Below are 20,502 nucleotides of genomic sequence, written 5' to 3'. Positions count from 1 at the left end.
AATAGCGCCGCTCCCGATACGCAAAAAACTATTCGTTCATCTTGTCGATCAACTGCATCATGATGTCCGCACAGGCCTTCATTGGCTCTTCGTCAGCGCATTTGATGTCGATCTTGGTTTCACCCTGTTCAAGGCGGAAGTGAGCGCCCTTTGACGGTGGAGGAGGTGGTGGTCTATGACCGCGCGGACCCCAATCCCGCATTCCTGCTTCCCTTGGTCCGCCAGGACCGGGCGGTGGCGGCGGAGGAGGAGCGTCCGGCATCGCTGCGCCATCAGCAGGAGCGGGCGGCGGCGGAGGGGGTGGTGGCTGTTGCGCGAACGCAGTTCCTGCCGCGATGAGTACCGCAGCACCTGTCATAATCAGCTTTTTCATGAGGGAAGCCTCTTGAGTTTGACGACGCAGTGCAAACGGCGCCGGAACCGGCAAGTTGCCACCTATCAAAAATAATCTTTGATTTGTCGGGCCAAGCGCTCTGGTGATCAGCCCATGCGCTCGGAGGCATAACTACCCGGGCTTGGGGGGAAGACGACGGTGCGGTTGCCGTTGATGAAGGTGCGGTGGTGGATGTGGGCGTGAATGGCGCGGGCCAGTACCTGGCTTTCCACATCGCGGCCCAGCGACACATAGTCCTCGGCGGACTGCGCGTGTGTGACGCGGACCGTGTCCTGTTCGATGATCGGGCCTTCGTCCAGATCGGCAGTGACGTAGTGGGCTGTTGCGCCGATGAGCTTTACGCCACGCTCATAGGCCTGCTTGTAGGGGTTCGCACCTTTGAAGCTCGGCAGGAAGGAGTGATGGATGTTGATGATACGACCAGACATCTTGCGGCACATATCGTCAGACAGAACCTGCATGTAACGTGCCAGTACGACAAGTTCGGTGCCAGTGCTATCGATCAGATCCAGCAACTGTGCTTCTGCCTTCTGCTTGTTTTCCTTCGTCACCTTGATGTGGTGGAAGGGAATGTCGTGGTTGACGACGACCTTCTGGTAATCGAAATGGTTGGACACGACGCCGACGATGTCGATGGGCAATGCGCCGATCTTCCAGCGGTAGAGCAGGTCGTTGAGGCAGTGGCCGAAACGGGAGACCATCAGCAGCGTCTTGGTGCGCTCGCCATCGTTGAAGATGTCGGCCTCCATCTTGAAGCATTCTGCGACGGGATTGAAGCCTTCCTTGATTTCTGCAAGCGATACGCCTTCTTCCGAGATGAAGGAGACACGCATGAAGAACTTGCCGGTTTCCAGATCGTCGAACTGAGACGAATCGACGATATTGCAACCCTTCTCGGCCAGATAGCCTGATATGGCGGCAACGATGCCGCGCGTCGATTTACAGGCTACGGTCAATACATAGGTCGTCATTGGTCTTCCTCGCGGTGCTTCTGGCTCACGGTGTTTCAAAAGGCCTATAGCGCAGGCGTTCACACACGCAAAGCCTCCTCAACAGGCAATATTTATGTTCCCGATCAATGTGTTGAATTCATAAAATATTGGGCCGTGCGCGTGACATGCCGGAAGCGACATTCGCTGTTCAAAGCGAGAGACATCAGCGCAGCGAAAAGCCGCTGCGGGCGAAAGGCGCGCAACGGCTTATACGGGCGACAGGCTTCAGGCGATGAAGCTGTCGCGCAGTGCTTCGAACTTCGCCAGCTGATCGGCCAGAAGTTCCTTGTTTTCGTCGCGGCGAACGAAGAGCTTGAACATGGCGTAACCAGCCGCATTCATGAACCAAACCGAAAGAGACCGGCGACCGTGAAAACCGCGATCGACGAACACGATAGAGGTGCAGTTGTCTTTCTTTATGTGACCGCCGATGGGGCTATCGCCATGGATGTTGAACCAGCCGTGACCTTCCGTTCCGTCCGGCAGGTGGCCGGGAACCTCGAAGACGATATCCGGCGTCTGGACGATCATAAGAACCTCGCCCCAGCCACGAAGCTCGTTCCAGATATCATTGAATTTCTCAGGCGGCGCAGAAACGGCTGCACCCTGCGGCAGCAGCGCCAGAATTTCCGCAGATGTCACCTCGGCCTTGGCGGCGATGGCTTCAACGACGCCATCCGGCTTTTCCGCCAACGCGGCTTCTGCGCGGGCGCGGCGGTCGTCTGTCTTTTCAGCTAGCTGTGTCATCGTGGTTCTTTACGCGGCAACCGGACGGTCTTCACCGTTCTGGTCTTCATGGATGATGACGTCGAAACCTTCGAAATGCGGGCCAGAGAGGTATTCGACCTTGCCGCGGTTGTTGCCGGCATTGGCATGGGCGGCGCGGAACTGCTCGGACCTGGTCCAGGCGGTGAAGTCTTCCTTGGTGGCCCAGACGGTGTGGGAAGCATAAAGCGTGTGGTCTTCCGCCTTCGCGCCCTTCAGCATGTGAAATTCCAGGTAGCCGGGCATTTCGCTCAGGTGGCGCTTACGCTCGCGCCAGATGGTTTCAAAGGCTTCCTCAAACCCCGGAACAACGCGAAAACGGTTCATTGCGATAAACATTACTCATCTCCTTTAACTTGTATGTTGCAGTCAGGATATTGAGCGCACGCTAAATTGAAAAGAGGGAAAAGCGAAAGATAACAATTATACTCCACTTATCGATTGTGCGGCCTATAAAGATGTGCAAATAACTCAAGTTATATGCACGCGTCGAAGCCCGGCGCGGCTTTAATTTCTAAGGTTGCACTCCATGTCGATGTCATTCCGCTCTTTTGCTTTCGGCGCTCTCCTTCCGGTCGCGCTGGCGCTGTCTCCAGTCTCGGTCCTCGCGTCCGACAAGGGCAACCCGCAAGCAAAACGGATCGTTGCGCTGGGCGGAACGGTGACGGAAATTCTCTATGCGCTTGGCGCAGGCGACCGCATCGTTGCGCGTGACTCGACCAGCAGCTTTCCCGCTGAAGCACTGTCCAAGCCGGATGTCGGCTATATGCGCGCGCTGTCTTCCGAAGGCATCCTGTCGCAGAAGCCCGACCTCATTCTTTCCGAAGACGGCGCGGGCCCTGCGGATGTGATCGGAATACTCAAGGCAAGCGAAGTGCCGATGGTAACGGTGGATACGCCCCCGCAAGGTAGCGCCATTGCCAAGAAAATCACCGATGTCGGTGCTGCCGTCGGGCTTGAAGACAACGCGCAGGCGCTTGCAGTGCAGGTCGATGCCGATCTCGAAAAGCTCGCGCAGGACGTTGCCGCCGTCGGTGAGAAGAAGAAGCGCGTGCTGTTCGTGCTCTCCATGGCCGGGGGCCGCATCATGGCGGCTGGCAAGGATACGGAAGCAGCAGCGATCATCGAGATGGCAGGTGGAATCAACGCTGCCGCTGAAATTACCGGCTATAAGCCTTTGACCGATGAGGCTGTCATTGCAGCGGCGCCGGACGTCATTCTCACCATGGAGAGGGGCGGTCACGCGACCGGCTCGGCTGAGGTCTTTGCGTTTCCTGCGTTTCAGTCGACGCCGGCTGCGGCGTCGAAGTCGCTGATCAGCATGGACGGCCTGTATCTGATCGGCTTCGGCCCGCGCACGCCCGCTGCCGGACGTGAACTTGCCGCAAGGCTCTACCCGGAGACCATCAAGCCGTGAAAGCCATGTCGATGAGCGCCGTGACAATCCACGTGCCGGGAGACCGCTCGCGCAAGGGCGTCATAACGCTCATCGCGCTCTGCTTCATTCTCCTTCTCGCCTGTCTGGTGTCGCTGGGAAGCGGGCCGACAGGCGTGGGTCTGTCGGAACTCTGGCTCTACTTCACCGGCCATTCGGACGTCATGGAAACACGTGACCGCGTGATTCTGGAAGCCGTTCGCTTGCCGCGTACCGGGCTTGGGCTGATGATCGGGGCAGGGCTTGCCGTTGCAGGTGCGATGATGCAGGGGCTTTTCCGCAACCCGCTGGCCGATCCCGGCATTGTCGGCGTAACGTCCGGCGCGGCACTTTTTGCCGTGGCGGCACTTGCCTTGGGCAACGGCATCCTCGCGCCGCTATCCCTGTTTTTCGGAGTTCAATTCCTGCCGCTGATGGCTTTTGCGGGCGGGCTCATCAATACGTTTCTTCTCTATCTGATCGCGACCAGAAACGGCGCCACCTCCACGACTGTCCTTATCCTTGCGGGCATCGCCGTTGGGGCGCTGAGTGCCGCTCTTATGGGCCTGATGATTTTCATGGCGGATGACCGGGCCTTGCGCGACATCACCTTCTGGAGCCTTGGCTCGCTGGGCGGCGCAACGCCCACGAAGATGCTTAGCACGCTGCCTTTCATCCTTGCCATTCTCGTCAGCATTCCTTTCGTATCGAAGGGACTGGATGCGTTGATCCTCGGCGATGCGGCGGCGTTTCACATGGGCATTCCTGTGCAACGCCTGAAGCGCATCATCATTCTGGTGGTTGCTGCCGCATGTGGTGCGAGCGTCGCTGCTGCGGGTTCGATAGGTTTCATCGGCATCGTCGTGCCGCATCTGTTGCGTTTGGTGATCGGCTCGTCCCACCGCTTCCTTCTTCCTGCTTCTGCCATCGGTGGAGCGGCACTTCTGCTGCTTGCGGACAGTTTCGCCCGCACCGTCGCCGCACCTGCGGAACTGCCGATCGGTGTCGTGACCGCTCTCATCGGCGCTCCGGTGTTCCTGTGTCTGTTGCTTGGCAAGGGGAACGGTCTGGGCTTGAGGAATGCCGCATGATTTGCGCCAGCAATATTGCGGTGGTTCGCTCAGGTCGTCATCTGCTGGACGATGTTTCGATCACGCTCCAGCCTGGAACCTTCAGTGTCATCATCGGCCCAAACGGTGCCGGTAAGTCGACACTGATGAAGGTACTGTCCGGTGAGATGAAAGCCGATACGGGTTCGGTTTCCTATGGCAACGTCGAACTTTCCCTGTTCAAACCTCTCCAACTGGCGCGGGTTCGCGCGGTCCTGCCGCAAAGCACAGTGCTGGCTTTCCCGTTCACGGCGCTTGAAATCGTGCGGATGGGAGCGGTGGCGCAGGGTTCCCGCGTACCGGAGGAGCAGGCAAGGCGCGCTCTGGCAAAAGTGGGCTTGGGTGGCTTCGAGGCGCGCGCATACAACATGCTTTCGGGAGGAGAGCAGCAGCGTGTGCAATTTGCGCGCACTTTGGCGCAGGTTCCGTATCCCGTCGAGAATGGCGAAAGCCGGGCTCTGCTGCTGGACGAACCGACGTCGAGCCTCGATCTCGGACACCAGATTTCCGTTCTGGAGACGGCACGGGATTTCGCTGCGGCTGGCGGCACGGTGCTTGCCATCCTGCACGATCTCAATCTGGCGGCGGAATTTGCCGATCAACTTATTGTCATGCATCGCGGCCAGATCACAGCCTGCGGGCCTGCGCTTGAAACCATCAACGATGAGACGATTGCGAGAGTCTACGGTATTGGTGGCACTGTGGGGCGTTTGCCGGCCAACCATATCGCTTACGTGCTGCCGCAATCCCGGCATCGGTAGGCAGGTTCTGGATCAGGCTTTCGGTTCTGGACGCGTTGAAACGAAGAGGGCGGCGCCCAGCATGACGGCTGCGACGATTGTCGCGCTTGTTGTCGATGGTTCGGTGCCAAACCAGAAAATCGCGTAACTTATTGTCATCAAAGACACCGCAGCGATTTTGGCGCGTCGAGGGATCGCGCCGTGGTCGCGCCAGTTTCGCAATGAAGGTCCGAATTTCGGGTGCGAGAGAAGCCATGCTTCAAGCTTCGGTGAGGACTTCGAAAAGCACCAGAGCGCAATCAGCAGAAAAGGCGTTGTCGGCAAGACAGGCAGAAAAGCCCCGACGATGCCGGTGGCGACCATGAGCCAGCCAATGCAGAGATAGAAGACGCGCATGTCTTGCCGGTATCATGAGTTTGCTGCTCAGGATAGGGGCAAGCGTGAAGCGTTGACCCTGTGAACCGAATGGAGAGTATGACGCGAAAATCGCCAAGGGGTTGAAACCCGAACGTTCTACCTTTATCTGCCTGCCCCGAAGCCCGGCAGAACCGCGCTGCGACAGGAATAAAGGGAAATCACCATGGCCAAATTGATTCACTCGATGGTCCGGGTGCTGGACGAGAAGCGTTCGGTGGAATTCTACAGACAGGCTTTCGGACTTGAGATCGCGGAGCGCGCCGAGTTCGAAAACTTCACGCTGATTTACATGAGCAACGCCGAAGGCGATTTCGAGCTTGAATTGACCGTCAACAAGGGTCGCGAAGTTCCTTACGCGCTTGGAGATGGCTACGGCCATCTCGCCGTCAGCGTCGAGAATGTCGATGCCGAGCATGAGCGTCTGTCGGGGCTTGGCCTTTCGGTTGGCAAGATCATCGAGGCGGACTACAAGGGTGCTCCGTTCGCGAAATATTTCTTCATCTGCGATCCGGATGGCTACAAGATCGAAGTGCTTCAGCGCGGCAATCGTTTCAGTTAAGCGGGCCGCCCAACCTGGAAGGCTCCCATGACAGAGGCAGGCGTCAAACTCGAAGACAGCTGGAAACACGCTTTATCCGCCGAGTTCGACAGCCCCTACATGAAGAAGCTGAAAGATTTTCTGCTTGCCGAGAAAACTGCGGGCAAGCAGATTTTCCCAAAGGGCAGCGAATATTTTCGCGCTCTCGATCTGACCCCGCTCGATGAAGTCAAGGTCGTCATTCTGGGGCAAGACCCCTATCACGGCCTTGGGCAAGCGCACGGCCTCTGCTTTTCTGTAAGACCCGGCATCCGCATCCCGCCGTCGCTCGTCAATATCTACAAGGAATTGCAGAGCGATCTCGGCGTCCATCCTGTCAAACACGGTTTTCTTGAAAGCTGGGCGAAACAGGGCGTTTTGTTGCTCAACAGCGTCCTGACCGTGGAGGAATCCCGGGCCGCCTCGCATCAGGGGCAGGGTTGGGAAAAATTCACCGACTCGGTCATCCGCGCTGTGAACGAGGAATGCGAGCATGTCGTCTTTTTGCTTTGGGGTTCATACGCGCAAAAGAAGGCTGCTTTCGTCGATCAGAACAAGCATCTCGTGCTGAAATCGGTGCACCCTTCCCCGCTTTCCGCCCATAACGGCTTTTTCGGTAATCATCATTTTTCGAAAGCGAATGCATTCCTCGTTTCGCATGGCAGAGAGCCGATAGACTGGCAATTGCCAGACGAAGTTTAAGCGTTGCAGGCCATAAATCGGCTTTGCGTTTTCGCAAATGCTGATCTAAAAGATAACCGGACTAAAATACGAAGGATTTATGCCGGTGTCTCTTCTGTCTGCCCAGACCTCTGTCGCTTTGCCCGATCCGCACGCCATTCTCGATGCTTTTCACGAGCATTTTGCCGAGCATATGGACATGACCCGCAGCGGCTCCTCCGTTCATTTTCAGGCTGATTATGGTAACGGCACGCTCAGCGCCGACGAAGGCCGGTTCGCTGCCAGCATCAACTGCATTTCTGAAAACATTCTGATGTCCGTCAAGGCGATGGTGGCAGAACATATCATCGAGTTTTCAGGCGAAACAAAGCTCGATTTCCTTTGGGAAGGCCACGGTGCCGATATGCGCGAGCTGCCCAACCTGTTCACAGGTCGGGTCGTCCGCGCCTTCAATCTGACGCCGCGTATGCGCCGCGTGGTGATCTCCATAGAAAAGGGCATCGAGCGCCTGATGACGGGTGGCCTGCATGTGCGCATTCTCATCGTACCCGATCAGGCGCGCGCGCCGGTGTGGCCACATCTTTCAAAGAATGGCGCGATCATCTGGCCCGAAGGCAAGGATGCCCTGACACGGCGGGTCTACACGATCCGCTCCGGCAACATCCCCCGCGGTGAAATCGAGATCGATTTCGTCATGCATGAGGGTGACAATATGCCCGGAGCCCATTTCGGCGCGACCGCGAAAGCAGGTGATATCGTCGGCATCGTCGGGCCGGGTGGCGTGCTGGCGGACGCGGAAAGCTATGTTTTCGCAGGCGATGAAACAGCGCTTCCCGTGATGCTACGCATGACCAAGGAGCTTCCAGCAGGCAAGATGCTGACGGTTTATGCGGAAATCGACAATGATGCAGAACGGCAGGAGATCGAATCCAGAGCCGACGTACAGTGGCACTGGCTATACCGCCAAGGCGCACATGCGGGGGCCGCTGGATTGATCGAGAACGCGTTGCGCCAGCACATCTGGCCGTCGCATGAAGGTCTGCATGTTTTCGTCGGCTGCGAAAAGACCGAGGCGCGCGCGGTGAAGAAGATGCTGGCCGATGATGTAAAGCTGCCCAAGACCTGCGTTCATTCCGCTGGCTACTGGGTTAAAGGTGCAAACGACGATCACTGATCACCGTTTCAAAATTCAGAACGATCCGTTCTGATCGTTCAGTCTATGCCTATCGGCTGATCTACCCCATGTTGAGCCCACGAAACACGGAGCGCATTCCTTCGAATGCCTCGTGAGCAAATGGGGTTTATCATGTTGAACCAGATCAAGGGTTTGCACCACGTCACGTCCATGGCAGCGAGCGCCAGCGGTAACAATCATTTCTTCACGGATACGCTCGGCCTGCGCCGGGTGAAAAAGACCGTCAACTTCGACGCGCCGGATGTCTACCATCTTTATTACGGCGATGAGGTCGGCACGCCCGGCTCAGTCATGACCTACTTCCCGTTTCCGCATATTGCACGCGGTCGTCCCGGTACGGGCGAGGTCGGAACGACACTGTTTTCCGTTCCTGAAGGCTCGCTTGGTTACTGGCAGGAACGGCTTGCCAAAGCGAATGTCGAAGGTTTGAAAACCGATGATGCTTTCGGCAACAAGCGACTGCACTTTGCAGGACCGGATGGCGATGGTTTTGCGCTTGTCGAAGTCAAAGACGACGGACGCCCTCAATGGGTCGGCAACGGCGTCGGGCAGGATCAGGCCATTCACGGCTTTCAGGGTGCCTCGTTAAGATTGCGCGATGAGGGTGCAACGGCAGAGCTTTTGAAGTTCATGGGTTATCAGGAGATCGACCGACAGGACGGTGTCGTGAGGCTGGGTATTCCCGGCGGCAATGGCGCGGATGTCATCGATATCGAAACCATGCCGAATATCTCCGGTGCGCGCCTCGGCGCTGGTTCCGTGCATCACATCGCCTTTGCTGTCGACAACCGTGAAAAGCAGTTGGAAGTGCGTAAAGCGCTGATGGACACTGGATATCAGGTTACGCCTGTCATCGACCGCGATTACTTCTGGGCGATATATTTCCGCACTCCGGGCGGTGTCCTGTTCGAAGTCGCCACCAACGAACCTGGCTTCGACCGGGACGAGGATACGGCGCATCTCGGCGAGGCCTTGAAGCTGCCGGAACAGCACGCGCATCTGCGTCCGTTCCTCGAACAGCATCTTGAGCCGCTGGACGGCGCAGCGAAGTCTTAAAGCATATTACGGAGGCGTCTGGCGATGCGTATCGCCAGCGTCTTCCAGGGAGATTTTTTATGAGCAAGGATAATTACGTACACAAGGTACGCGAGGGTGCGCCCGGTCAGCCGATCTTTTTCGTTTTCCACGGGACGGGCGGCGATGAGAACCAGTTCTTCGATTTCGGCTCTCGCCTTTTACCAAATGCGACGGTGATTTCACCGCGCGGCGATGTGTCCGAATTCGGCGCGGCACGGTTTTTCCGCCGCAAGGCCGAGGGCGTTTATGATCTCGATGATCTGGGACGCGCCACGAAGCATATGGCGGACTTCGTAGCGGCCAATCGCGATTATTACGAGGCTGGGCTCGTGGTCGGTCTCGGCTTCTCGAACGGCGCAAACATTCTCGCCAACGTCATGATCGAGTTCCCCGATCTCTTCGATGCGGCGGTTGTCATGCATCCGCTTATTCCCTTCGAGCCGAAGGCGGCACCTGCGCCAGCCTCGCGCCGGATATTGATGACCGCGGGCGAGCGTGATCCGATTTCACCGGTGCCGTTGACCAATGCTCTTGCGGAATACTTCAAGGCGCAAGGTGGGGAAGTACAGCTAGAGTGGCATCCCGGTGGCCATGAGATAAGGTCGAATGAGATCGAGGCCGCAAGGGCGTTTTTGACGCCGTATATGTGAGTGAGGTCGAACCCCTCACCAAGAAAATCTAGGACTTAGCTATCGCTAAGATCGAGATTTTCTATCCTCTCCCATAGGGGGGAGAGGACAGGCGCGGCACCCTCATCCCCTTAAAATCAACGCTGGAAAATATGCTGAGGCGGTGCGGCTGGTTTTACCTCTACCCTTGTGGGAGAGGAAGAAAAATCATGATCTTAGCTTTGGCTAAGTCATAGATTTTTCAGGTGAGGGGTCGTTCTTCAGCGCTCGATCAATACCCACAATCCCGCAGCTGTGCCTCATAACGAATAGCCATATTGGCAGAGCGTCGTGCCGCTCTCTGGATAGCCGTATTGGTTTTCCAGTCGCCTCTCGCATAGCCGCCGTGGCCAGAATAGTAGGCCAGGTAGAGATTGTACGGGTCGTTCAGTGCGATGCCGTTCTGTTTGTTGCTGGTGGAGTGGTACCATCCCACGAAGTGGATGGCGTCGGTGAAGTCGGTACGGCTGGCGCTCCAGCGCCCGGTTTCACGCTGATAGCGCTCCCATGTGCCGTCGAGAGCCTGCGCGTAACCGTAAGCCGTGGATCTGCGTTTCCAGGGAATGAAGCCGAGGAGCTTTGTGCGGGGCGGGCGGGCGTAGGGCTGGAAGCTCGATTCAGTGTAGATGGTCGCCATCATCACTGGAACCGGGACGCCGAATTCCCTCTGGGCTGCCTGAGCATCCTTGCGCCAGTTGTTGAACAGGCCGTCGCGTTGCTCGAAAATCGCGCAGGCATTGGTGATCTGCGAGGGGGCAGTCGCACATCCGGCCAGAACGAATAAAAGAAAAACAGCGACAAAAACGCTACGCATCGCAGAAACCTTTCGTTCCGCGAATTAGTAAATCGTAAATCTTAATGTCGGGTTTTGAGACAAGGTTAATTCAAAAGCGAGCTATTAACCCGATGTTAAAGGCGGCCCATTGCGGCGGCCATTTGATAGAGCGCAAGGCCGGAGGCGGTGCCGGCATTGAGGCTATCAAGCTGGGGAGACTGCGCGATGCGGGCTGCATGAAAACGGGAAAGTACGTCGGGCGGTAGACCATCGCCCTCCGTGCCGATGACCAGCGCCATGCGCGGCGAGGGCGGTATCTGGCGGATTTCTGTTTTTCCAGCAGGGGAAAGGCTCCAGATATCGAAGCCTTCCGAAGCCAGCGTTTCGAGCATCTCCAGCGCGCTGCCAGCGCGATGGTACGGGACGGACAGTACCGAGCCCACCGAAACACGCAGTGCTTTTCGATACAGAGGATCGCAGCAGGTCGCGTCGAGGAATATTGCATCTGCAAGAAAGGCGGCGGCGTTACGGAACATCGCGCCCATATTATCGTGGTTGGAAAGGCCGCATCCGGCGACAACCAGCGAGCTCGAGGGCAGGCGTCTTATCGTCTCGCGCATGTCGTTCGAGCCGACGCGCGCGCCAAGCGCCAGAATGCCGCGATGCAGATGGAAGCCGACGATGGTGTCCAGCACATTGGCTTCCGCCACATAGACTGGAACGTCTGGCGGAAACTCAGCGAGAATATCCGCGACACCGGCGAGACGGTTTTTGAGGATCAGGATGCATTCAGCCTTAAAGTCCTGGCCCCTCTGGTGAGCTGCAGCCAGCATACGCAGAACGACGGTGCCTTCGACGATGAATTTGCCATGCCTGCCGGTGAGATCTCGCTCGCGTATATCTCGAAACGGAGCAATCCGAGGATCGTCCGCGTCCGTTATCGCGATAGGTGTCAGACCACCGGGCAGCAATGGCAGATCATTTTGCATCGATAGTGACATCGGCGACGAAGCGGCCTGCCTGCACGTTGAAGACCAGCGCCTTGCGCGTGCCATTGGCGAGGCGACCGTAGAACAGCATGTCGCCGTTTGCGAAGGAAACATTATCGATGGTGAAGCCTTGCGGCAGGCTGGCCGTTGCCGCGACCGGTCCATCCGACGGCACTTGGCTCGTGCTGGTGGCGCTGGAGGTTGCGGTTCTGGACGGACCCATCGCCTTGTAGACAACGGCGCCGAAGACAGCCATAAGGCTGATAAACATCACGGAGCCAGACACGATCTGCAAACGGATCATCTTGCGGCGAACTTTTTCCATGGCCGGGTCTAACGGCTTGTCTTCCTGTTCGTCTTGCTCGATCTGCGTCATCGGGTTCCTTGGCATTGCTGATTGATCGGAAAAATAAGAATGAACGACCCCTTTAAACAAGGCGGAGACGCAAGGAAAGTCCTGATTGCTGGCGAGGATGCCGAAGGGCGTCTGGACGCATGGCTGGCTGCCGAAGTGGGCAGCGATCTTTCCCGCAGCCGCATCAAGGCGCTGATCGAGCAGGGTGCTGTTTTCGTCAATGGTCAGGCAGTGATCGAGCCGAAGAAAAAGGTGCGCGTCGGCGACAAAATCGAAATCACAATGCCGGAGCCGGAAGACCCAGAGCCCAAGGGTGAGGATATTCCGCTGGATGTAGAATACGAAGACGACGACCTGATCGTGCTCATCAAGCCAGCCGGTCTCGTCGTTCATCCGGGTGCCGGTAACTGGACGGGGACGCTGGTCAATGCGCTGATCCATCACTGCGGCGACAGTCTCTCAGGTATTGGCGGCGTGAAGCGCCCCGGCATCGTTCACCGTCTGGACAAGGAAACCAGCGGCGTGATGGTGGTGGCCAAGAACGATAACGCGCACCGGCATCTTGCCGCGCAGTTCGCAGATCATGGCCGTACGGGGCCTCTGGAGCGGGCCTATAAGGCGATCGTCTGGGGCCGCCCGAAGACGTTGCGGGGTACGATCGATGCGCCTTTGGGACGCGGAGCGGATCGCACAAAACGGGCAGTGAGGCATGAAGATGCCAGTGATTCACGCGAGGCCATTACCCATTACGATGTGGTCGAGCGCTATCATGAAAAGCCGGATGCGACCTGCCTTGCCTCCATGGTGGAGTGCCAGCTGGAAACCGGACGCACGCATCAAATCCGCGTTCACATGGCCCATATCGGCCATCCACTGATCGGTGATCCTGAATACGGTGCCGCTTTCCGCACGAAAGCGAACCTTCTTCCTGAGCCTGCAAAGACGGTCGTAAACCGTTTTCCGCGCCAGGCGCTGCACGCCTATCTTCTGGTATTCGAGCATCCGCGCACGGGCGAGGTGATGGAATTCGAGACGGATATGCCGGAAGATATGGATGCGCTTGCTGCTGCGCTGCGCGCCTGATCTGCCCAAATCACGCCATAACTGGAGAGCGCGAGGCCAATTCGCCTTGCGCTGCCTCGACACTTAGAGACTTTTTAAGTAACAGAATGTAGAAGAAAATTAGTTGATGCGGTTATTCTAAATAACTTGGTATTTTTGCTTGTCTCAATTTCGCTCCATTTAGACATACTTTTTGCATTGCAATAAAAACGTAAATCAACACTTCGAATATGGCTGCGTCAGGCCGTTATTCTTATGCTGCCATTAAAGAATGAAATAGCCGGGACGTCGCAATGAATGTGAGTGACCGTAAGTTCATCTTCCACGATCTGCAGAAAATCGATGGATATATCGATCCACCGGACGCGCTCGTCTTTGCTTCACTGCTTCAAGCGCAGCAGAAGCGAAGCCTGAAGGGTGGCGTTGCCGAGATAGGCGTGTTTTATGGCCGTTCGTACTTTCTGCTGCGCAAGGTCGTCGGCGAAGATGGTGCCGTGCTGGCCGTGGATCTCTTCGATCTGAACGACGATGATACCGTCACCCAGTACGAGCGTTTTCTGGAAAATGGTAAGCGTCTCAATTTGCGGGTGGATGAAGACCTTGTCATCAGAGGCGACAGTACGCGCCTCACCGCAGATGAGGTTCTGGAGAAAGTCGGCAAGGTGCGCTTCTTCAGCATCGATGGCGGGCACATGCTGCACCATGTTCTTGCGGATAGTGCGCTTGCCAAGGAGGTTCTCGCGGACCACGGCATTATCGTGTTCGACGACACGTTCAATCCGCAATGGCCGGAGGTAACGGTCGGTGTGGCAGATTTTCTGCGGGCGCAGGGCGATAGTTTCGCTGCCTTCTGCATGACGAAGTACAAGACCTATGTCTGCCGCCGGGACTATCACAGCTTCTACGAAAAGGTTGTGGCGCAGGCACCGGAACTGGTTCCGTTCGACCATCTCGATACCGAGTTTCTCGGCGCCAAGGTCACGCGGCTGCACAACCCGATGGGCAGGCGAATGATTCACGAGCTGATGATCCGCTCGGGCCTGACGAATTTTTCGGAACGAATTTACCGTTAATTGGTTTCTGGGATAACTCGACAGAGCGTAATTTTATAACAGATGTGTGAACACTGTGTTCGCTTGAAACACCGTGGATCAATACATATTTGTTAAATGGGAAAATGCGGGGTCGGTAATGACCCGCACCGACCGGCCTGCCTGAATGAAGGGGGCCGGAGTTACGCTAAAGATATAAGGGGGTGCTCAATGGCCCGCAACAGTTTGCCTAGTATTACCGCCGGTGAAGGCGGTCTAAATCGATATCTTGACGAAATCCGTAAGTTTCCAATGCTGGAGCCGCAACAGGAATATATGTTGGGCAAGCGCTATGCTGAGCACGGCGACCGTGATGCAGCGCACCAGCTTGTCACCAGCCACCTGCGCCTCGTTGCAAAGATCGCCATGGGCTACCGCGGCTACGGCCTGCCGATTGGCGAAGTCGTGTCCGAAGGCAATGTCGGACTGATGCAGGCGGTGAAGAAATTCGACCCGGATCGCGGTTTCCGTCTGGCGACTTACGCCATGTGGTGGATCAAGGCGTCCATTCAGGAATATATCCTGCGTTCATGGTCTCTGGTGAAGATGGGCACGACCGCAAACCAGAAGCGCCTGTTCTTCAACCTGCGCCGTCTAAAGGGACGCCTTCAGGCCATCGATGACGGTGATCTGAAGCAGGAACACGTCAAGGAAATCGCCACCAAGCTTCAGGTGTCTGAGGAAGAAGTGATTTCGATGAACCGCCGCCTTTCCGGCGACGCTTCGCTGAATGCGCCGATCAAGGCGTCTGAAGGGGAGTCCGGTCAGTGGCAGGACTGGCTGGTCGATGACCATGAAAGTCAGGAGACTGTGCTGATCGAGCAGGACGAACTCGACACGCGCCGCCGTATGCTGGCGAAGGCCCTTGGCGTTCTGAACGACCGCGAGCGCCGTATCTTCGAAGCTCGTCGTCTGGCCGAAGATCCGGTCACGCTGGAAGAACTGTCGACTGAGTTCGACATCAGCCGTGAGCGTGTACGTCAGATCGAAGTTCGTGCTTTCGAGAAAGTACAGGACGCCGTGCAGAAGGAAGCAGAGGAAGCCGCCAAGGCTCTTCGTGTCGTGGACGCGTAACCGCGCCGCTGCACCGCCAAGTCAAAACTTCCCAAGAAAAAGCCCCGGTGGAAATTTCCGCCGGGGCTTTTTGCTGTGTTTTAGGGCTATTTCACTGACCGTCTGCTGGAGAGGCCGCTGCCCATTCTGCGAGAGCCTTTTCAAACGCTGCCTTGCCATCTGTACCCTTTTGCAGGGTCAGCAGGGCGCGCCGACCGTTGCGGTAGGAAACCGGAATGTCGATCCAGTCGCGGGTGCGCATCAGTTCAAGATTGGTCTTGCGGGCATCTGGGAAGTCGTTGAGTGCGATCATATGGAAATCGTCGGTGATCTTGGCCGGTACGGCGATCAGGGCGTTGCCGCGATCCTGCTCGGTCGACTTCATCGCAATACGCTGGACGCTATCGATAGCGCCTCCCTCAAAGCCAGCAGACACCGAGAAGACGATTTCGACCAGGTGGCTCGCGGGAAGAGAGGGATCAGTGTTGCGCTTGAAGGTCAAAAGCGCGCTCAGGCCACGTCCCGGTATGGTGATCTGACCCTGTACCGTTGACGAAGGTCGACCCTGATCGTCCTGTTCGCTTTGAAGCGACCAGGAAACCGTGCCTTCGATAGCTGTTGGAACCGTCTGACCGAGAACTTCCTCATAGAGGAACATGCGGTCGCCACTGGCGGCTACCGCTGGCTGTTGCGCTGGCGTCTGACCGGCAGGCGTCGCCGGTGCAGAAGCGTTGTTCGGCGCGGCCGGAGCTTCGTTCTGCTGGTAGACCGACTGGCCTTCTGCCGTTACGGGCTGACCGTTTGCACCTGCTGCGGGACCTTCGTCACGTTCTGTCCCGTCAGCCATCAGCCGCTGGGTAAACTTGGTTCCGGTAACGGAGCCGTCGCTGTTTGGGGTCGGCGTTACGGGTGGGGTCGTTGAAGCTTGACCCTGCTGGCTGTTTGCGGGGGGCTGGGATGGCGCAGGCGTCGTGGTTTCGCCACTGGCAGGCGCAGAGGCGGTATACTGCTCACCGGACGTTCCGGTCTGCGCGGAGTTGACGAGACCGCCAACCATGTCGTTCAGCGCATCGCGGTTCGCCCAAAGTGCGTAACCGCCACCAGCGAGTACGATAAGGACACCAAGACCGAGAACGACGCCGGCGTAGTTGCGGCGAGGCTTCTTTTTCTTGGCATAAACGGCGGCAGGGATGCCTTCGCTGGTGAAACCGGATTCGAAATTGCTGTTGGCGCTTTTCTCGCCACGCTCGCTGGAACCACCGTCGTAGCCGATCAGGTCTTCCAGATCGTCCCAAGGCGTGCGCTCTTTGTCATCCTTTTTCGCAGCATCGACTGCGAAAGGATCGTTATCCGCACGCGGCAGACCGGGTGATGTTTTCGGTGGCAGATCGAGGGCCGCGTCGTCGAAGTAGGACGAAAAGTCTTCAACGACAGCCTGTTTGGGCTTGTCCTGCGTCGGGTTCTGATCGTGCTGTTCCGGTTCGAATACGGCTGGCTCGACGGCGAAGCCCTGATTGGAGGGCTGTTCTTTATGTTCTCGCTCTACATGGACTTCGCCATAGTAGTTGGCCTGACCATCATACCCGGCGGCGTAGGGCAGGGGCGTGTTGTCGTGGAGAACCTCGTCGGTATGCTCCTGTGCGACCGGCGTATGCTCGACCTTGTCCTGATCCTGCAGTTCCTCGTCTGCGTGGCGCGCGTCGTCGTCCTGTCTGGTCCACTGTTCTTCCGCTGGGGTGTCCTGACCAACCCAGTTGTGATGGGCATGGTCTTCTTCCGCTACGGTTTCCTGCTGCTCAGCAACGTATTGCTGGTTTTCGGTTGCCGTGGTGAAGTAGCTTGGTGCCTCGTCCTGGTAAGGTTCAGGCGCGTGATATGCCTCCTGCTCCGGGTGGGCTTCCTGTTCGACTTCCGCTGCGTGGTAGGATGCTGGTTCGTCGGCAGGCTGAGGCTCGACATAGCGCTCTTCGGCGCGAAGTTCTTCCTCTTCGTAAGCAGGAGCGACCGGCTGTTCTTCCACCGGCTCATAATGCTCAGGCTCCGCAACGTGGCGGTCTTCGGCACGCTGGTCTTCCGCAACGCTTTCCTCGTAATAGGGAGAGGATACATCTGCTGCGACGGGTGCTGGAACGTCCTGCTCTTCTTCAAGAGCTGGAAGCGCTTCGGCATATTCGCCCTCGACTTCGGCAATGGCGGTATCGAGCTTGAGGATTTGCCGCTGAAGCAATTCTTCCGGCGGGCGAGGCTTCATATTCTCAAGCTGGCGCACGACGGCGCTACGCGCCTTGTCGTATACCTTCGCCCGGTTTTCGGGAGTATTGTTCGCCAAGCCATCCACGGCCTTGCGAATGACTGCTACAAAATCCGCCATAAGCACTTTCTCGTCGAGGCCAGCGATATGCTGGCCCGATATGGTTTATGAATCCTGATTGCTGAGGACATTAATCCTCAAACGGATCAGTCACAAGTATGGTGTCGTCACGCTCGGGGCTTGTCGACAGGAGTGCAACCGGCGCGCCGATCAATTCTTCGACCTGACGCACATATTTGATTGCCTGAGCAGGCAAATCCGCCCATTTGCGGGCGCCGACGGTCGATTCCTTCCAGCCTTCCAGCGTGATGTAGATCGGCTCGACGCGTGCCTGCGCGCCCTGGCTTGCCGGAAGATGCTCGATCTGCTGACCGTCCAGATTGTAGCCGACGCAGATCTTCAGCTCGTCGAGACCATCCAGAACATCGAGCTTCGTCAGCGCGATGCCGGTGATGCCATTGGTCGCAACCGACTGGCGTACCAGAGCGGCATCGAACCAGCCGCAGCGGCGCTTGCGGCCCGTCACGGTGCCGAATTCATGGCCTTTTTCGCCAAGGAACTGACCGATCTCGTCGTTCAGTTCGGTCGGGAATGGGCCTTCGCCGACGCGGGTCGTGTAAGCCTTGGTGATACCGAGGATATAACCGAGCGCACCCGGACCCATGCCGGAGCCTGCTGCCGCCTGACCCGCGACCGTGTTGGACGAGGTCACATAGGGATATGTTCCGTGATCGATGTCGAGCAGCGACCCTTGAGCGCCCTCGAACAGGATGCGCTCGCCAGCGCGGCGCTTCTTGTCGAGCAGCAGCCAGACGGTTTCGCTGAACGGAAGAATGCGGTCTGCAACCGAGGTCAACTCTTCCATGATCGTTTCATGGCTGACTTCGGCAGCGCCGAAACCGCGACGAAGCGCATTGTGATGGGTCAGGATGCGGTCGACCTTGGCGGACAGCGCTTCGCGGTCTGCCAGATCCATGACGCGGATGGCGCGGCGGCCGACCTTGTCTTCGTAGGCCGGGCCAATGCCGCGACGGGTGGTGCCGATCTTCGTGCCGCTGTTGGAGGCGGCGTCTTCGCGCATGCCGTCCAGTTCGCGGTGCAGAGAAAGAATGAGGGTGGCGTTATCGGCAATGCGAAGGTTCTCAGCCGTAACCTTGACGCCCTGTGCTTCGAGGCGACCGATTTCTGCGATCAGCGCATGCGGGTCGACGACCACACCGTTGCCGATAACGGCGAGCTTGCCGGGGCGCACGACGCCAGAGGGTAGCAGCGACAGCTTGTAGCTGACGCCATCAATGACAAGCGTATGACCTGCATTATGTCCGCCCTGATAGCGCACGACGACATCGGCGCGCTCGGACAGCCAGTCAACAATCTTACCCTTGCCTTCGTCGCCCCACTGCGAGCCGACCACGACTACATTCGTCATCTCTTGCTTTCCTGCTCATGGCGCTAGAGGCGCCCTTAACTCAAACCCGCGAATGTATACTGTGTTGTTTTGCGGAAAGCGACCCTGTTTATGCGGCGGAATTTTGCTTTTGTTTAATAATTTTGCGCTCGGTGCGATCAGAAACCATGCAAACCGGCTTGCGAACGACAGGTGACAGGTGCAGAACTTCGGTCGACCCATCAGTGAAAGCTTACCCTCCGTGCCGTCAAAAGCCTATCTCGTCCTTATCGTCGCAGCCCTGTGTTGGGGTGGAAATGCCGTGGCGGGCAAGCTGGCAGTGGGGCATGTCAGCCCCATGGTGCTGACGTTTTTGCGCTGGGTGCTGGCGGTCGCCATGATCGTTGCGATTTCGCTGCCGCAACTGAAGCGCGACTGGCCGGTGGTGAAAAAGCGGCTGCCATATTTCTTCGTGCTCGGCGCTGTGGGCTACACCTGCTTCAACGCAGCACTTTACACGGCGCTGAACTACACATCCGCCATCAATGCCGCCGTTATTCAGGCCGTCATTCCGATGGTCATCTTCATCTTCAACTTCGCTCTGTTTCGCACGAAAGTGTTTGCTGCGCAGGTCATCGGCTTCGTGTTGACGATTTTCGGCGTTGCATTGCTCGCATCTCGCGGAGATTTGATGTCGCTGATCCGGCTGCAATTCAATCCGGGCGATGCGATCATGCTGCTCGCGGTGCTGGCCTACGCCATCTACACCGTCATCCTGCGCTGGAAGCCTGCCGTCGACTGGCGCACCCTGATGGCCATTCCGGCCACTGCGGCGCTTGTCACTTCCGTTCCGCTGATGCTTTGGGAAGTGTCGAAAGAGACAGCGATCTGGCCGGACGCCGAGGGCTGGGTGATAACGGTCTATACGGCCTTGTTTCCATCGCTGGTGGCGCAGATATTCTTTATCAAGGGCGTTGAAACCATTGGTCCCAATCGTGCCGGGCTGTTCATAAACCTGATCCCTGTTTTCGGGACATTCCTTTCGGTGCTGATCATCGGTGAGACGCTTCACTCCTATCAGATCGTGGCGCTTCTGCTGGCGCTGGGCGGTATCGCTGTCGCTGAACGAAAAAAGCCGCCGGTTTCATAAGAAACAGGCGGCAGTCAGTCATGAACTTTCGATGGGTGGACCGATCAATCCTGCGCGGACTGATCGAAGCCTGAGAAATAGTGATCGAGCGCGGACAGAGTGTTCTTGCGCTCCAGATCGACCGTATCTGCTTGCGTGGGGGAGGTGAGCGATGCAATGGCATCGCGCTCCAGTGCTGCAAAACCGCGCGCGAGGCTACCGGGTCCAGCCGCATCCGCATGGCTGGCGATGGATGCGATGACGATGCCGCAGAGAGCGGCCGCAAAAAGCTTCTTGAACATGTCTTACCCCGTTTCGTTT

Annotated in this window: 23 protein-coding genes; 12 read left to right on the top strand and 11 right to left on the bottom strand. The window is 57.5% G+C overall.

What is annotated here, in order from left to right; genetic code table 11:
• Positions 1 to 28: 28 nt before the first annotated feature.
• The 4 genes from G6L28_RS11145 to G6L28_RS11130 all read right to left on the bottom strand — a co-directional run bounded on the left by G6L28_RS11145 (position 29) and on the right by G6L28_RS11130 (position 2,490).
• Positions 29 to 373 carry a hypothetical protein gene (locus G6L28_RS11145; protein WP_174063842.1) on the bottom strand — a complete coding sequence of 115 codons (345 nt, stop codon included), beginning with the start codon at positions 371 to 373 and terminating at the stop codon, positions 29 to 31.
• Positions 374 to 480: 107 nt separating this feature from the next.
• Complete coding sequence (purU, locus tag G6L28_RS11140) at positions 481 to 1,365, bottom strand: formyltetrahydrofolate deformylase (RefSeq protein ID WP_174063841.1); 885 nt, start codon at positions 1,363 to 1,365, stop codon at positions 481 to 483.
• A gap of 246 nt (positions 1,366 to 1,611) precedes the next feature.
• Positions 1,612 to 2,133 (bottom strand): heme utilization cystosolic carrier protein HutX, encoded by a 522-nt coding sequence (hutX, locus tag G6L28_RS11135; RefSeq protein ID WP_174063840.1) that lies wholly within the window; start codon positions 2,131 to 2,133, stop codon positions 1,612 to 1,614.
• 9 nt (positions 2,134 to 2,142) lie between these two features.
• Complete coding sequence (locus tag G6L28_RS11130) at positions 2,143 to 2,490, bottom strand: antibiotic biosynthesis monooxygenase family protein (protein WP_174063839.1); 348 nt, start codon at positions 2,488 to 2,490, stop codon at positions 2,143 to 2,145.
• A gap of 190 nt (positions 2,491 to 2,680) precedes the next feature.
• Here G6L28_RS11130 and G6L28_RS11125 point away from each other — a divergent pair, with 190 nt between their 5' ends.
• From G6L28_RS11125 to G6L28_RS11115, 3 genes are read left to right on the top strand one after another with little or no spacing between them, the layout of a single operon-like run.
• A complete protein-coding gene (locus G6L28_RS11125) occupies positions 2,681 to 3,568 on the top strand; it encodes a heme/hemin ABC transporter substrate-binding protein (RefSeq protein WP_202033585.1) in 888 nt (295 codons plus the stop codon).
• 5 nt (positions 3,569 to 3,573) lie between these two features.
• Positions 3,574 to 4,656, top strand: a complete 1,083-nt coding sequence (locus tag G6L28_RS11120; protein WP_174063895.1) for a FecCD family ABC transporter permease — start codon at positions 3,574 to 3,576, stop codon at positions 4,654 to 4,656.
• The gene (locus G6L28_RS11115) at positions 4,653 to 5,435 is read left to right on the top strand and encodes a heme ABC transporter ATP-binding protein (RefSeq protein ID WP_174063838.1); all 783 of its coding nucleotides are present in this window, start codon (positions 4,653 to 4,655) and stop codon (positions 5,433 to 5,435) included. The genes G6L28_RS11120 and G6L28_RS11115 overlap by 4 nt, the downstream gene beginning before the upstream one ends.
• A 12-nt stretch (positions 5,436 to 5,447) precedes the next feature.
• Here the strand turns inward: G6L28_RS11115 and G6L28_RS11110 are convergent, their stop codons facing one another.
• Positions 5,448 to 5,810 carry a YbaN family protein gene (locus G6L28_RS11110; RefSeq protein ID WP_174063837.1) on the bottom strand — a complete coding sequence of 121 codons (363 nt, stop codon included), beginning with the start codon at positions 5,808 to 5,810 and terminating at the stop codon, positions 5,448 to 5,450.
• Positions 5,811 to 5,994: 184 nt separating this feature from the next.
• On the opposite strand from G6L28_RS11110, the gene G6L28_RS11105 reads away from it, so the two are divergent.
• The 5 genes from G6L28_RS11105 to G6L28_RS11085 all read left to right on the top strand — a co-directional run bounded on the left by G6L28_RS11105 (position 5,995) and on the right by G6L28_RS11085 (position 10,011).
• Positions 5,995 to 6,390 carry a VOC family protein gene (locus G6L28_RS11105; protein ID WP_174063836.1) on the top strand — a complete coding sequence of 132 codons (396 nt, stop codon included), beginning with the start codon at positions 5,995 to 5,997 and terminating at the stop codon, positions 6,388 to 6,390.
• A gap of 27 nt (positions 6,391 to 6,417) precedes the next feature.
• Positions 6,418 to 7,110, top strand: coding sequence for a uracil-DNA glycosylase (gene ung, locus G6L28_RS11100; protein ID WP_174063835.1), 693 nt, complete (start codon positions 6,418 to 6,420; stop codon positions 7,108 to 7,110).
• A 79-nt stretch (positions 7,111 to 7,189) separates the two neighbouring features.
• On the top strand, positions 7,190 to 8,263 hold the full coding sequence (locus tag G6L28_RS11095) for a DUF2218 domain-containing protein (RefSeq protein ID WP_174063834.1): 1,074 nt from the start codon (positions 7,190 to 7,192) through the stop codon (positions 8,261 to 8,263).
• 132 nt (positions 8,264 to 8,395) lie between these two features.
• Positions 8,396 to 9,340, top strand: a complete 945-nt coding sequence (locus tag G6L28_RS11090; RefSeq protein WP_174063833.1) for a VOC family protein — start codon at positions 8,396 to 8,398, stop codon at positions 9,338 to 9,340.
• 59 nt (positions 9,341 to 9,399) lie between these two features.
• Complete coding sequence (locus tag G6L28_RS11085; protein ID WP_174063832.1) at positions 9,400 to 10,011, top strand: alpha/beta hydrolase; 612 nt, start codon at positions 9,400 to 9,402, stop codon at positions 10,009 to 10,011.
• A gap of 250 nt (positions 10,012 to 10,261) precedes the next feature.
• Here G6L28_RS11085 and G6L28_RS11080 read toward each other — a convergent pair whose 3' ends face one another.
• The 3 genes from G6L28_RS11080 to G6L28_RS11070 form a co-directional block, all read right to left on the bottom strand.
• The gene (locus G6L28_RS11080; protein WP_174063831.1) at positions 10,262 to 10,843 is read right to left on the bottom strand and encodes a transglycosylase SLT domain-containing protein; all 582 of its coding nucleotides are present in this window, start codon (positions 10,841 to 10,843) and stop codon (positions 10,262 to 10,264) included.
• A 95-nt stretch (positions 10,844 to 10,938) separates the two neighbouring features.
• Positions 10,939 to 11,793, bottom strand: a complete 855-nt coding sequence (locus G6L28_RS11075) for a TrmH family RNA methyltransferase (protein WP_174063830.1) — start codon at positions 11,791 to 11,793, stop codon at positions 10,939 to 10,941.
• Positions 11,783 to 12,169: a hypothetical protein gene (locus tag G6L28_RS11070; RefSeq protein ID WP_174063829.1), complete on the bottom strand. Its 387-nt coding sequence runs from the start codon at positions 12,167 to 12,169 to the stop codon at positions 11,783 to 11,785. Before G6L28_RS11070 ends, G6L28_RS11075 begins: the two co-directional genes overlap by 11 nt.
• A 39-nt stretch (positions 12,170 to 12,208) precedes the next feature.
• Between G6L28_RS11070 and G6L28_RS11065 the strand changes: the two genes are divergently transcribed.
• From G6L28_RS11065 to rpoH, 3 genes are all read left to right on the top strand, one after another.
• Positions 12,209 to 13,231 carry an RluA family pseudouridine synthase gene (locus tag G6L28_RS11065; RefSeq protein WP_174063828.1) on the top strand — a complete coding sequence of 341 codons (1,023 nt, stop codon included), beginning with the start codon at positions 12,209 to 12,211 and terminating at the stop codon, positions 13,229 to 13,231.
• Between the two features lie 272 nt (positions 13,232 to 13,503).
• Positions 13,504 to 14,283: a class I SAM-dependent methyltransferase gene (locus G6L28_RS11060; protein ID WP_174063827.1), complete on the top strand. Its 780-nt coding sequence runs from the start codon at positions 13,504 to 13,506 to the stop codon at positions 14,281 to 14,283.
• Between the two features lie 189 nt (positions 14,284 to 14,472).
• Entirely contained in the window at positions 14,473 to 15,375 is a 903-nt protein-coding gene (gene rpoH / locus G6L28_RS11055) for an RNA polymerase sigma factor RpoH (protein ID WP_174063826.1), read from the top strand.
• 91 nt (positions 15,376 to 15,466) lie between these two features.
• On the opposite strand, the gene G6L28_RS11050 is transcribed toward rpoH, so the two are convergent.
• Positions 15,467 to 17,725 (bottom strand): hypothetical protein, encoded by a 2,259-nt coding sequence (locus G6L28_RS11050; RefSeq protein WP_174063825.1) that lies wholly within the window; start codon positions 17,723 to 17,725, stop codon positions 15,467 to 15,469.
• Between the two features lie 70 nt (positions 17,726 to 17,795).
• Entirely contained in the window at positions 17,796 to 19,094 is a 1,299-nt protein-coding gene (locus G6L28_RS11045; RefSeq protein ID WP_174063824.1) for an adenylosuccinate synthase, read from the bottom strand.
• Between the two features lie 220 nt (positions 19,095 to 19,314).
• Here G6L28_RS11045 and G6L28_RS11040 point away from each other — a divergent pair, with 220 nt between their 5' ends.
• Entirely contained in the window at positions 19,315 to 20,202 is an 888-nt protein-coding gene (locus G6L28_RS11040) for an EamA family transporter (protein ID WP_174063894.1), read from the top strand.
• A gap of 44 nt (positions 20,203 to 20,246) precedes the next feature.
• On the opposite strand, the gene G6L28_RS11035 is transcribed toward G6L28_RS11040, so the two are convergent.
• Entirely contained in the window at positions 20,247 to 20,483 is a 237-nt protein-coding gene (locus G6L28_RS11035; protein ID WP_174063823.1) for a hypothetical protein, read from the bottom strand.
• Between the last annotated feature and the right edge of the window lie 19 nt (positions 20,484 to 20,502).

Source organism: Agrobacterium larrymoorei, from assembly GCF_013322225.1.
GTDB classification, from domain to species: domain Bacteria; phylum Pseudomonadota; class Alphaproteobacteria; order Rhizobiales; family Rhizobiaceae; genus Agrobacterium; species Agrobacterium larrymoorei_A.
The sequence above is the reverse complement of the archived record's forward strand: the minus strand, read 5'-3'. Positions and strand labels throughout refer to the sequence as shown.

Coding starts and splice junctions, on each gene's coding strand:
- G6L28_RS11060 (WP_174063827.1), top strand. CDS start 13,504: ATGAATGTGAGTGACCGTAAGTTCATCTTCCACGATCTGCAGAAAATC.
- G6L28_RS11080 (WP_174063831.1), bottom strand. CDS start 10,843: ATGCGTAGCGTTTTTGTCGCTGTTTTTCTTTTATTCGTTCTGGCCGGA.
- G6L28_RS11130 (WP_174063839.1), bottom strand. CDS start 2,490: ATGTTTATCGCAATGAACCGTTTTCGCGTTGTTCCGGGGTTTGAGGAA.
- G6L28_RS11110 (WP_174063837.1), bottom strand. CDS start 5,810: ATGCGCGTCTTCTATCTCTGCATTGGCTGGCTCATGGTCGCCACCGGC.
- G6L28_RS11070 (WP_174063829.1), bottom strand. CDS start 12,169: ATGACGCAGATCGAGCAAGACGAACAGGAAGACAAGCCGTTAGACCCG.
- G6L28_RS11065 (WP_174063828.1), top strand. CDS start 12,209: ATGAACGACCCCTTTAAACAAGGCGGAGACGCAAGGAAAGTCCTGATT.
- G6L28_RS11125 (WP_202033585.1), top strand. CDS start 2,681: ATGTCGATGTCATTCCGCTCTTTTGCTTTCGGCGCTCTCCTTCCGGTC.
- G6L28_RS11035 (WP_174063823.1), bottom strand. CDS start 20,483: ATGTTCAAGAAGCTTTTTGCGGCCGCTCTCTGCGGCATCGTCATCGCA.
- G6L28_RS11105 (WP_174063836.1), top strand. CDS start 5,995: ATGGCCAAATTGATTCACTCGATGGTCCGGGTGCTGGACGAGAAGCGT.
- purU (WP_174063841.1), bottom strand. CDS start 1,365: ATGACGACCTATGTATTGACCGTAGCCTGTAAATCGACGCGCGGCATC.
- G6L28_RS11085 (WP_174063832.1), top strand. CDS start 9,400: ATGAGCAAGGATAATTACGTACACAAGGTACGCGAGGGTGCGCCCGGT.
- G6L28_RS11115 (WP_174063838.1), top strand. CDS start 4,653: ATGATTTGCGCCAGCAATATTGCGGTGGTTCGCTCAGGTCGTCATCTG.
- ung (WP_174063835.1), top strand. CDS start 6,418: ATGACAGAGGCAGGCGTCAAACTCGAAGACAGCTGGAAACACGCTTTA.
- G6L28_RS11045 (WP_174063824.1), bottom strand. CDS start 19,094: ATGACGAATGTAGTCGTGGTCGGCTCGCAGTGGGGCGACGAAGGCAAG.
- hutX (WP_174063840.1), bottom strand. CDS start 2,133: ATGACACAGCTAGCTGAAAAGACAGACGACCGCCGCGCCCGCGCAGAA.
- G6L28_RS11050 (WP_174063825.1), bottom strand. CDS start 17,725: ATGGCGGATTTTGTAGCAGTCATTCGCAAGGCCGTGGATGGCTTGGCG.
- G6L28_RS11120 (WP_174063895.1), top strand. CDS start 3,574: ATGTCGATGAGCGCCGTGACAATCCACGTGCCGGGAGACCGCTCGCGC.
- rpoH (WP_174063826.1), top strand. CDS start 14,473: ATGGCCCGCAACAGTTTGCCTAGTATTACCGCCGGTGAAGGCGGTCTA.
- G6L28_RS11075 (WP_174063830.1), bottom strand. CDS start 11,793: ATGCAAAATGATCTGCCATTGCTGCCCGGTGGTCTGACACCTATCGCG.
- G6L28_RS11090 (WP_174063833.1), top strand. CDS start 8,396: ATGTTGAACCAGATCAAGGGTTTGCACCACGTCACGTCCATGGCAGCG.
- G6L28_RS11145 (WP_174063842.1), bottom strand. CDS start 373: ATGAAAAAGCTGATTATGACAGGTGCTGCGGTACTCATCGCGGCAGGA.
- G6L28_RS11095 (WP_174063834.1), top strand. CDS start 7,190: ATGCCGGTGTCTCTTCTGTCTGCCCAGACCTCTGTCGCTTTGCCCGAT.